The sequence below is a fragment of the Pseudomonas sp. KCJK9000 genome, assembly GCF_046230725.1.
In the GTDB taxonomy this organism is placed as follows: Bacteria; Pseudomonadota; Gammaproteobacteria; order Pseudomonadales; family Pseudomonadaceae; genus Aquipseudomonas; species Aquipseudomonas promysalinigenes.
In genome coordinates this window covers 1-11,070 of sequence record NZ_JBJJLN010000085.1, presented here as the reverse complement: position 1 = coordinate 11,070, position 11,070 = coordinate 1, and the positions used below count along the sequence as shown (strand labels likewise).

Annotated in this window: 7 protein-coding genes; 6 read left to right on the top strand and 1 reads right to left on the bottom strand. The window is 61.4% G+C overall.

Going from position 1 to position 11,070, the window contains the following annotated elements:
- The first annotated feature begins 139 nt into the window (after positions 1 to 139).
- The 6 genes from gyrA to rpsA all read left to right on the top strand — a co-directional run bounded on the left by gyrA (position 140) and on the right by rpsA (position 10,061).
- Positions 140 to 2,902, top strand: coding sequence for a DNA gyrase subunit A (gyrA, locus tag ACK59H_RS21770; RefSeq protein ID WP_060480590.1), 2,763 nt, complete (start codon positions 140 to 142; stop codon positions 2,900 to 2,902).
- Positions 2,903 to 3,050: 148 nt separating this feature from the next.
- The gene (gene serC / locus ACK59H_RS21765) at positions 3,051 to 4,136 is read left to right on the top strand and encodes a 3-phosphoserine/phosphohydroxythreonine transaminase (protein ID WP_060480591.1); all 1,086 of its coding nucleotides are present in this window, start codon (positions 3,051 to 3,053) and stop codon (positions 4,134 to 4,136) included.
- Positions 4,136 to 5,230, top strand: coding sequence for a prephenate dehydratase (gene pheA / locus ACK59H_RS21760; protein ID WP_027918183.1), 1,095 nt, complete (start codon positions 4,136 to 4,138; stop codon positions 5,228 to 5,230). Before serC ends, pheA begins: the two co-directional genes overlap by 1 nt.
- A gap of 139 nt (positions 5,231 to 5,369) precedes the next feature.
- Positions 5,370 to 7,577, top strand: coding sequence for a bifunctional prephenate dehydrogenase/3-phosphoshikimate 1-carboxyvinyltransferase (locus ACK59H_RS21755; RefSeq protein WP_230849807.1), 2,208 nt, complete (start codon positions 5,370 to 5,372; stop codon positions 7,575 to 7,577).
- Positions 7,574 to 8,260: a (d)CMP kinase gene (gene cmk / locus ACK59H_RS21750; RefSeq protein WP_060480587.1), complete on the top strand. Its 687-nt coding sequence runs from the start codon at positions 7,574 to 7,576 to the stop codon at positions 8,258 to 8,260. Before ACK59H_RS21755 ends, cmk begins: the two co-directional genes overlap by 4 nt.
- Positions 8,261 to 8,384: 124 nt before the next feature.
- Positions 8,385 to 10,061 (top strand): 30S ribosomal protein S1, encoded by a 1,677-nt coding sequence (rpsA, locus tag ACK59H_RS21745; protein ID WP_186476568.1) that lies wholly within the window; start codon positions 8,385 to 8,387, stop codon positions 10,059 to 10,061.
- Positions 10,062 to 10,425: 364 nt separating this feature from the next.
- Here the strand turns inward: rpsA and ACK59H_RS21740 are convergent, their stop codons facing one another.
- On the bottom strand, positions 10,426 to 10,881 hold the full coding sequence (locus ACK59H_RS21740) for an REP-associated tyrosine transposase (RefSeq protein ID WP_261745019.1): 456 nt from the start codon (positions 10,879 to 10,881) through the stop codon (positions 10,426 to 10,428).
- Positions 10,882 to 11,070: the final 189 nt, after the last annotated feature.

Sequence of the window (11,070 nt, the reverse complement as noted above, 5' to 3'; positions counted from 1 at the left end):
CGGCCTTCATTGCGCAGATCCATGCTACAACTCATTGATTTGTCGTAAGTCGTCGCACCCCTTTGCGCTGCGGCGGCGAGCTTCGTTCGGCCCTTGATGGAGCTGCGAAGTTTCACCAGAAAAAGGAATCAGGCTTCTCATGGGCGAACTGGCCAAAGAAATCCTCCCGGTCAATATCGAAGACGAACTGAGACAGTCTTACCTCGACTACGCGATGAGCGTGATTGTCGGGCGAGCGCTGCCCGATGCGCGTGACGGCTTGAAGCCCGTGCATCGTCGCGTCCTCTATGCAATGAGCGAACTGGGCAACGACTGGAACAAGCCGTACAAGAAATCCGCCCGTGTGGTCGGTGACGTGATCGGTAAGTACCACCCCCACGGCGACACTGCGGTCTACGACACCATCGTACGTATGGCCCAGCCGTTCTCGCTGCGTTACCTGCTGGTCGATGGCCAGGGCAACTTCGGTTCGGTCGACGGCGACAACGCCGCAGCCATGCGATACACCGAAGTGCGCATGGCCAAGCTGGCCCACGAACTGCTGGCCGACCTGCACAAAGAAACCGTCGACTGGGTGCCCAACTACGATGGCACCGAACAAATCCCGGCGGTCATGCCTACGCGCATCCCCAACCTGCTGGTCAACGGCTCCAGTGGTATCGCCGTGGGCATGGCGACCAACATCCCGCCGCACAACCTCGGCGAGGTCATCGATGGCTGCCTGGCGCTGATCGACAACCCTGAGGTCACCGTCGACGAGCTGATGCAGTACATCCCCGGCCCGGACTTCCCGACCGCAGGTTTGATCAATGGCCGCCAGGGCATCATCGAGGCCTACCGCACCGGCCGTGGCCGCATCTACATGCGCGCCCGCTCCCACATCGAAGACATCGACAAGGTCGGCGGCCGTCAGCAGATCGTCGTCACCGAGCTGCCGTACCAGCTGAACAAGGCTCGCCTGATCGAAAAGATCGCCGAGCTGGTCAAAGAAAAGAAAATCGAAGGCATCACCGAGCTGCGCGACGAGTCCGACAAGGACGGTATGCGCATCGTAATCGAGCTGCGCCGTGGCGAAGTGCCCGAGGTGGTGCTGAACAACCTCTACCAGCAAACTCAGCTGCAGAGCGTGTTCGGGATCAACGTGGTCGCGCTGGTCGACGGGCGCCCGCGCCTGCTCAACCTCAAGGACCTGCTCGAAGCCTTCGTGCGTCACCGCCGTGAAGTGGTGACCCGCCGTACCGTATTCGAGCTGCGCAAGGCTCGCGAGCGTGGCCATATCCTTGAAGGCCAGGCCGTTGCCTTGTCCAACATCGACCCGGTCATCGCCCTGATCAAAGCCTCGCCGACGCCGTCCGAAGCCAAGGAGGCGCTGATCGCCAAGGCCTGGGAATCCAGTGCCGTGCAGGTCATGGTCGAACGTGCCGGTGCCGACTCCTGCCGCCCGCAGGACCTTCCAGAGCAGTACGGCCTGCGTGATGGCAAGTACTACCTGTCGCCGGAACAGGCTCAGGCCATCCTCGACCTGCGCCTGCACCGCCTGACTGGTCTGGAGCACGAGAAGCTGTTGGCCGAGTACCAGGAAATCCTGGAACAGATCGGCGAGCTGATCCGCATTCTCAACAGCGCCCAGCGCCTGATGGAAGTGATCCGCGAAGAGCTCGAAGCGATCCGTGCCGAGTACGGCGATGCCCGTCGCACCGAAATCCTCGATGCCCGCCACGACCTCAACTACGGCGACATGATCCCCGAAGAAGAGCGTGTGGTGACCATCTCTCACGGCGGCTATGCCAAGACCCAGCCGTTGTCCGCGTACCAGGCCCAGCGCCGTGGCGGCAAGGGCAAGTCGGCCACTGGCGTCAAGGACGAGGACTACATCGAACACCTGCTGGTCGCCAACAGCCATGCCACGCTGCTGCTGTTCTCCAGCAAGGGTAAAGTGTACTGGCTCAAGACCTACGACATTCCTGAAGCCTCCCGCGCCGCCCGTGGCCGCCCGCTGGTCAACCTGCTGCCGCTGGAGGAGGGTGAGCGCATCACCGCCATGCTGCAGATCGACCTCGAGGCTCTGCAGCAGAACGCCGACCCTGAAGAAGAGCTGGAAGATGGCGACGACGGTGTCATCGAAGGTGAAATCGTCGAGCCGGAAGAAATCGACGAAGAGGACGGCGACACGCCTGAGTGGGTGGCCGAACCGACCGGCGCTTATATCTTCATGGCTACCGCCTCCGGTACGGTCAAGAAAACGCCGCTGGCGCAATTCGCCCGTCCGCGCACCAGTGGCCTGATCGCCCTGAAGCTCAAGGAAGGCGACACCTTGATCGCTGCTGCGATCACCGATGGTGCCAAGGAAGTGATGATGTTCTCCGACGCCGGCAAGGTTATCCGCTTCGCCGAAAGCGTGGTGCGCCAAATGGGCCGTACCGCCCGTGGTGTGCGGGGCATGAAGCTGGGCAAAGGGCAGCAGATCATTTCGATGCTGATCCCCGAATCCGGCGCGCAGATCCTCACTGCTTCGGAGCGTGGCTTCGGCAAGCGTACGCCGCTTTCCAAGTTCCCGCGTCGCGGCCGTGGTGGCCAAGGTGTGATCGCCATGGGGACCAAAGGGCGCAACGGCCTGCTGATCGGCGCTATCCAGGTGCAGGAAGGTGAGGAAATCATGCTGATTTCCGACCAAGGCACGCTGGTGCGCACGCGGGTGGGTGAAGTGTCCAGCCTGGGCCGTAACACCCAGGGCGTGACGCTGATCAAGCTGGCCAGCGACGAAACCCTGGTGGGCCTTGAGCGTATCCAGGAGCCATCCGAGGACGAGCTCGACGACATGATCGAGGCGGACGAGGACGGTATCGAGGCCAATGCACCCGATGATGAAGCTGCGGGCGCCGAAGAGGCTCCACAGGAATAAACAGGTGTAAAACCCGAGCGGGGCGACCAAGGTCGCCCCGTTTGACTGTGTAGGAGCGAGCGCAGCTCGCGATGCAGGCGCCACTGTTCCTGCAGGGTATGTAGCAACCGAATCAAGATTTGTACTATTTGGCAGAGCGAGAGTGGATGTGAGCAAACGAGCCTTTAACTTCTGCGCAGGCCCTGCTGCGCTTCCTGACGCTGTGTTGCAGCGCGCCCAGGCCGAAATGCTGGACTGGAACGGCAAGGGCTTGTCGGTGATGGAGATGAGCCATCGCAGCGACGATTACGTGGCCATCGCCGAGAAGGCCGAGCAGGACCTGCGTGACCTGCTGTCCATCCCCTCCAACTACAAAGTCCTGTTCCTGCAGGGTGGCGCCAGCCAGCAGTTCGCTGAAATTCCACTGAACCTGCTGCCGGAAAACGCCACTGCCGACTATGTCGAGACCGGTATCTGGTCGAAAAAGGCCATCGAAGAAGCGCGCCGTTTCGGTACTGTCAACATCGCGGCCAGTGCCAAGCCCTACGACTACTTGGCGATCCCGGGCCAGAACGAGTGGAAACTGACCAAGAACGCAGCCTACGTCCACTATGCGTCCAACGAGACCATTGGCGGCCTGCAGTTTGACTGGGTACCTGAAACCGGCGACGTTCCGCTGGTGGTGGACATGTCCTCCGACATTCTTTCGCGCCCGATCGATGTCTCCCAGTACGGCATGATCTACGCTGGCGCGCAGAAGAACATCGGCCCAAGCGGCCTAGTGGTGGTGATCGTTCGCGAGGACCTCATTGGCCGCGCTCGCAGCAGCTGCCCGACCATGCTCGACTACAAGGTCGCTGCCGACAACGGCTCGATGTACAACACCCCGGCTACGTATTCCTGGTACCTCTCGGGCCTGGTGTTCGAGTGGCTCAAGCAGCAGGGCGGCGTCGAGGCCATGGAGCAACGCAACCGCGCCAAGAAGGACCGTCTGTACGGCTTCATCGACGCCAGCGAGTTCTATACCAACCCGATCAGCCACAACGCCCGTTCGTGGATGAACGTGCCGTTCCGCCTGGCTGACGAGCGCCTGGACAAAGCCTTCTTGGCCGGCGCTGACGCCCGGGGCCTGCTCAACCTCAAGGGCCACCGCTCGGTGGGTGGCATGCGCGCCTCGATCTACAACGCCCTGGGCCTGGAGGCCGTTGAGAGCCTGGTGGCCTACATGGCCGAATTCGAGAAGGAGCACGGTTGATGTCCGAACAGGAACTCAAGGCCCTGCGGGTACGCATCGACAGCCTCGACGAGAAGATCCTCGAGCTGATCAGCGACCGTGCCCGCTGCGCCGAAGAAGTGGCGCGGGTCAAGACGGCGTCACTGGCCGAGGGCGAAAAGCCGGTGTTCTACCGCCCTGAGCGCGAAGCTGCCGTGCTCAAACGGGTGATGGAGCGCAACAAAGGCCCGCTGGGCAACGAAGAGATGGCGCGGCTGTTCCGCGAAATCATGTCGTCCTGCCTGGCCCTGGAGGAGCCGCTCAAGGTCGCCTACCTCGGCCCTGAGGGCACCTTTACCCAGGCGGCGGCCATGAAGCACTTCGGCCACGCCGTGGTCAGCCGCCCGATGGCGGCTATCGACGAAGTGTTCCGTGAGGTGGCAGCCGGGGCCGTCAACTTCGGCGTGGTGCCGGTGGAAAACTCCACCGAAGGCGCGGTAAGCCACACTCTGGACAGCTTCCTCGAGCACGACATGGTGATCTGTGGCGAGGTCGAGCTTCGTATTCACCATCACCTGCTGGTCGGCGAGAGCACCAAGACCAATAGCATCACCCGCATCTACTCCCACGCCCAGTCCTTGGCCCAGTGCCGTAAATGGCTGGATGCGCATTACCCGAACGTCGAGCGTGTGGCGGTTTCCAGCAACGCCGAGGCGGCCAAGCGGGTCAAGGGCGAGTGGAATTCAGCCGCGATCGCCGGTGACATGGCGGCCAACCTGTATGGCCTGACCCGTCTGGCCGAAAAAATCGAAGACCGCCCGGACAACTCCACGCGCTTTTTGATGATCGGCCAGCAGGAAGTGCCGCCTACCGGCGACGACAAGACCTCGATCATCGTCTCAATGAGCAACAAGCCAGGTGCGCTGCATGAGCTTCTGGTGCCGTTCCACGAGAACGGTATAGACCTGACCCGTATCGAAACTCGCCCCTCGCGCAGCGGCAAGTGGACCTACGTGTTCTTCATCGACTTCGTTGGCCACCACCGTGACCCGCTGATCAAGGCGGTGCTCGAGAAGATCAGCCAGGAGGCCGTGGCGCTCAAGGTGCTGGGTTCCTATCCCAAAGCAGTGCTTTGATTCGACAGAGTTGGGCCCTGTAGAAGCGGCTTTGAGTCGCGACGGGCTGCAATGCAGCCCCGTGGGGCCCACAGGCTGCCTAGATTTCTGAACAGGGTTCGCACCAGTGGTAAATGCAGCAAAAACCAAAGCCGCGCCAATCATCGACCGCCTGGTTGTGGTCGGCCTCGGCCTGATCGGCGGCTCTTTCGCCAAGGGCCTGCGTGAAAGCGGCCTGTGCCGCGAGGTGATCGGTGTCGATCTCGATGCGCCGTCGCGCAAGTTGGCGGTAGAATTGGGCGTGGTTGACCGCTGCGAAGCGGACCTCGCCGCAGCCTGTGTCGGCGCCGACGTCATTCAGCTTGCCGTGCCGATCCTGGCCATGGAGAAGGTGCTGGCGCGCCTGGCCCAGCTGGAGCTTGGCGATGCGATCATCACCGATGTGGGCAGTGCCAAAGGTAACGTCGTGCGCGAGGCGCGCGCCGTATTTGGCGAGCGCCTGCCGCGCTTCGTTCCCGGTCACCCTATCGCCGGCTCCGAGCAGAGCGGGGTAGAGGCGGCCAACGCCAGCCTGTTCCGCCGCCACAAGGTCATCCTGACGCCGTTGGAAGAAACCGACCCGGCCGCGCTGGCCATGGTCGACCGCCTGTGGCGTGCGCTGGATGCCGATGTGGAACACATGCCGGTGCAGCGCCATGACGAAGTGCTTGCAGCCACCAGCCACCTGCCGCACCTGCTGGCATTCGGCTTGGTCGATTCGTTGGCCAAACGCAATGAAAACCTCGACATCTTCCGGTACGCTGCGGGAGGTTTCCGCGATTTCACGAGAATCGCCGGCAGCGATCCGACCATGTGGCATGACATCTTCCTCGCCAACCGCGAGGCCGTCCTGCGCACCCTGGACACTTTTCGCAGCGACCTCGACGCCTTGCGCGACGCGGTCGATGCTGGGGACGGGCACCAACTGCTGGGTGTATTCACCCGTGCACGGGTTGCCCGCGAGCATTTCAGTAAAATCCTGGCCCGCCGGGCCTATGTGGACGCTATGAACGCCAACGATCTGATTTTCCTGGCCCAACCCGGTGGCCGCCTGACCGGGCGAATCCGCGTACCGGGCGACAAGTCGATTTCTCACCGTTCGATCATGCTCGGCTCGCTGGCCGAAGGCACGACCGAAGTCGAAGGGTTCCTCGAGGGCGAAGATGCCCTGGCGACCCTGCAGGCATTTCGTGACATGGGTGTGGTCATCGAAGGGCCCAACCATGGTCGCGTAACCATCCATGGCGTTGGCCTGCACGGCCTGAAGCCGCCACCTGGCCCGTTGTACGTCGGCAACTCTGGCACCTCGATGCGCCTGCTTTCGGGGCTTCTGGCCGGCCAGCCGTTCGATGTGACCATGACCGGTGACGCTTCGCTGTCCAAGCGCCCGATGAACCGTGTGGCCAACCCGCTGCGCGAGATGGGTGCCGTGGTCGAGACCGGCCCCGATGGCCGCCCGCCGCTGACCATTCGCGGTGGCAGCAAGCTCAAGGGCCTGACCTACACGCTGCCGATGGCCAGTGCCCAGGTCAAATCCTGCCTGTTGCTGGCAGGCCTGTACGCCGAAGGCGCCACCACCGTTACCGAGCCTGCACCGACCCGCGACCACACCGAGCGCATGCTGCGCGGCTTTGGCTACGAGGTGCAGAGCAACGGCCCGGTCGCGTCGCTGCAGTCTGGTGGCAAGCTCACCGCAACCCGTATCGAAGTGCCGGCGGATATCTCTTCGGCTGCTTTCTTCCTGGTGGCGGCATCCATCGCCGAAGGCTCGGAGCTGGTGCTCGAGCATGTTGGCATCAACCCTACCCGTACCGGCGTGATCGACATCCTGCGCCTGATGGGCGGCGACATCACCCTGGAAAACCAGCGTGAAGTCGGCGGTGAGCCTGTGGCCGACCTGCGCGTGCGAGGTGCCAAGCTCAAAGGGATCGATATCCCTGAAGAGCTGGTCCCCTTGGCCATCGACGAGTTCCCTGTACTGTTCGTGGCTGCCGCCTGTGCCGAAGGGCGCACCGTGCTACGCGGCGCTGAGGAGCTGCGGGTGAAGGAATCCGACCGTATCCAGGTGATGGCCGACGGCCTGATCACCCTGGGCATCAAGTGCGAGCCCACTCCGGATGGCATCATCATCGAGGGCGGTCAGCTGGGTGGTGGCGAAGTGCATGGCCACGGTGACCACCGTATTGCCATGGCTTTCAGCGTCGCGTCGCTGCGTGCCAGTGCGCCGATCCGCATCCATGATTGCGCCAACGTTGCCACGTCGTTCCCGAACTTCCTGAAACTGTGTGCCGATGTGGGTATCCGCGTCGCCGAAGAGGGCAAGCTGTGAATTCGCAAGCGCCGGTCATCACCATCGATGGCCCGAGCGGTTCGGGCAAGGGGACCGTCGCTGGCATCCTCGCGCGTGAATTGGGCTGGAGGCTGCTGGACTCTGGCGCGCTGTACCGCTTGCTGGCGTTCAACGCCAGCAACCACGGCGTCGATTTGACCAACGAAGAGCTGCTCAAGGCCCTGGCCGCCCATCTGGATGTGCAGTTCATCGCGGCCGAGCCAGGTAAGCTTCAGCAGATCATTCTGGAGGGTGAGGACGTCAGTAATGTCATCCGCACCGAAACCGTCGGTGCCGGCGCCTCGATGGTCGCTTCGCTACCGGCGGTGCGCGCAGCGCTTTTGCAGCGTCAGCGCGCCTTCCGTGAAGCGCCGGGCCTGATCGCCGATGGCCGCGACATGGGGACCGTGGTGTTTCCAGATGCGCCTCTCAAGGTATTCCTCACCGCCAGTGCCGAGGAACGTGCGAACCGCCGCTACCTGCAGTTGAAGGGCAAGGGTGAAGATGTTAGTCTGTCGAGTCTGCTAGATGAGATTCGTGCGCGCGATGAGCGCGACACCCAGCGCGCAGTGGCCCCGCTCAAGCCAGCGGCCGATGCCATTGAGCTGGACTCCACCGAGTTGTCCATCGAGCAGGTGCTGCAACGTATCAGGAACGAGCTCGCCCAACGCGGCTTGGTCTGATAACCAGGAAAGCAGGCAGGGGCACCAGTCAACGTCCTGCCCGCTTTCCTTTACTTAAAACAAACCCACATTGTCTGGAATGTGGCGATGGGCGTCTGTTTCGCCCGAATCTACAGGAATTAAAATGAGCGAAAGCTTTGCAGAACTCTTTGAAGAAAGCCTGAAAACCCTCAATCTTCAGCCGGGTGCCATCATCTCCGGTATCGTTGTCGACATCGACGGCGACTGGGTTACCGTACACGCTGGCCTGAAGTCCGAGGGCGTCATCCCGCTCGAGCAGTTCTACAACGAAGCTGGCGAGCTGACCATCAAGGTCGGTGACGAAGTTCACGTTGCGCTGGACGCGGTCGAAGACGGCTTTGGCGAAACCAAGCTGTCCCGTGAAAAAGCCAAGCGCGCCGAGTGCTGGATTGTTCTGGAAGCAGCTTTCGCCGCCGAAGAAGTGGTCAAGGGCGTTATCAACGGTAAGGTTAAGGGCGGCTTCACTGTCGACGTTAACGGCATCCGTGCGTTCCTGCCGGGCTCCCTGGTTGATGTCCGCCCTGTGCGCGACACCACCCACCTGGAAGGCAAAGAGCTGGAATTCAAGGTCATCAAGCTGGACCAGAAGCGCAACAACGTTGTCGTTTCCCGTCGCAGCGTGCTGGAAGCCGAGAACTCCGCCGAGCGCGAAGCCCTGCTGGAAACTCTGCAGGAAGGCCAGCAAGTCAAAGGTATCGTCAAGAACCTCACCGACTACGGCGCATTCGTGGACCTGGGCGGTATCGACGGCCTGCTGCACATCACCGACATGGCTTGGAAGCGCATCAAGCACCCATCGGAAATCGTTAACGTTGGCGACGAAGTCGACGTACGCGTTCTGAAGTTCGACCGTGAGCGCAACCGCGTTTCCCTGGGTCTGAAGCAGATGGGCGAAGATCCGTGGGTAGCTATCACTGCACGTTACCCAGAAGGTACTCGTGTACAGGCTCGCGTTACCAACCTGACCGACTACGGCTGCTTCGCTGAGCTGGAAGAAGGCGTTGAAGGTCTGGTACACGTTTCCGAAATGGACTGGACCAACAAGAACATCCACCCGTCGAAAGTCGTTCAGGTTGGCGACGAAGTGGAAGTCATGGTTCTGGACATCGACGAAGAGCGTCGTCGTATCTCCCTGGGCATCAAGCAGTGCAAGTCCAACCCATGGGAAGACTTCTCCGGCCAGTTCAACAAGGGTGACAAGATCACCGGTACCATCAAGTCGATCACCGACTTCGGTATCTTCATCGGTCTGGACGGCGGCATCGACGGTCTGGTTCACCTGTCCGACATTTCCTGGAACGAAACCGGCGAAGAAGCCGTGCGTCGTTTCAAGAAGGGCGACGAGCTGGAAACCGTCATCCTGTCGGTTGACCCAGAGCGCGAGCGCATCTCCCTGGGCATCAAGCAGCTGGAAGACGATCCGTTCTCCAACTTCGTTGCTGTCAACGACAAGGGCGCTATCGTCAAGGGCACCGTGAAAGAAGTTGACGCCAAAGGCGCCATCATCACTCTGGCCGACGACATCGAAGCCACTCTGAAAGCTTCCGAAATCAGCCGTGACCGCGTTGAAGACGCGCGTAACGTCCTGAAGGAAGGCGAAGAGATCGAAGCCAAGATCATCAGCGTTGACCGCAAATCGCGCGTCATCAGCCTGTCGATCAAGTCGAAAGACGACGCTGAAGAGCGTGAAGCCATCCAGAGCCTGAAAAACGCTCCGGAAGCGGCTGCCGATACCACCATGGCTGCGCTGCTGCGCGAAGCAATGGCCAAGCAGAACTGAGTTTTGTTTGATCGGTGAAAAGGGGTGGCCTTCGGGCCACCCTTTTTTTATGCGTGTTGGAAATTTGTTTGGGCGGCGGGGTATCGGCGTAAAGGGGGTTGCGGTTTTGAGATCGAGCGCCGCGCGCGCGGCGCATCGCGAGCTGCGCTCGCTCCTACGTTTGTTTCTGGCCAGTTAGTCATGGGGGATTTGCGCGCGGACGCCTTGGCGCAGGGCGTGATACCGCGTCGTATCAACAAGGCGGTCGCGCGCGCCTGTCACAGGCGTTACTGGCCAGAAACAAACGTAGGAGCGAGCGCAGCTCGCGATGCGCCGCGCGGGCGGCGCTCGATCTACCAGGCGCAGTCTCTCTACCGCCCTCCATTCACACCCACACCGCGTCCCAATGAGGATAATCGCCGGCCTTGGCGACCAGTCCTGCCCTGATCGGATTAGCAACGATATACCTGGCAGCTTTTAGAATATCTTCGTCTCGACGCAAGGCCCGGTCATAGTAGCCGGCCTGCCATATCGGCGACGCTTTGATTCCGGCCTTGTGCAATGCATTGCTGGACTGGCACTTGAAGCGCTGCATCAGCATGCCAAGTGTCGTATCTTTCAATTCGAGCAGCCAGTGCACATGGTCCGGCATGACGACCCAGGCCAGCGAACGACAATGATGTTTCTGCTCGGCATGGCGAAGGTTATGAACGACTAGTCGCGCACAGCGCAGATCGCGAAACAGTGGGCGACGCTGGTGAGTAACGGTTGTCAGCATATAAAGCCTGCCGGGAACCGAGCATCGGGCATGGCGAAGCCTATAGCCATGGTGTCTGGTCATTGCAAATCATCCTTGATGAGCGTGTTTTGGAACAGCGTAGTTATGGTGTTGGCGGGGCGATGGGAATGAGGTTTTCAGGATGTGAGTGGATGGCGTGAGATGTGTGGTGGTTTGGAGATCGAGCGCCGCCCGCGCGGCGCATCGCGAGCTGCGCTCGCTCCTACGTTTGTCTCTGGCCAGTAACGCCAG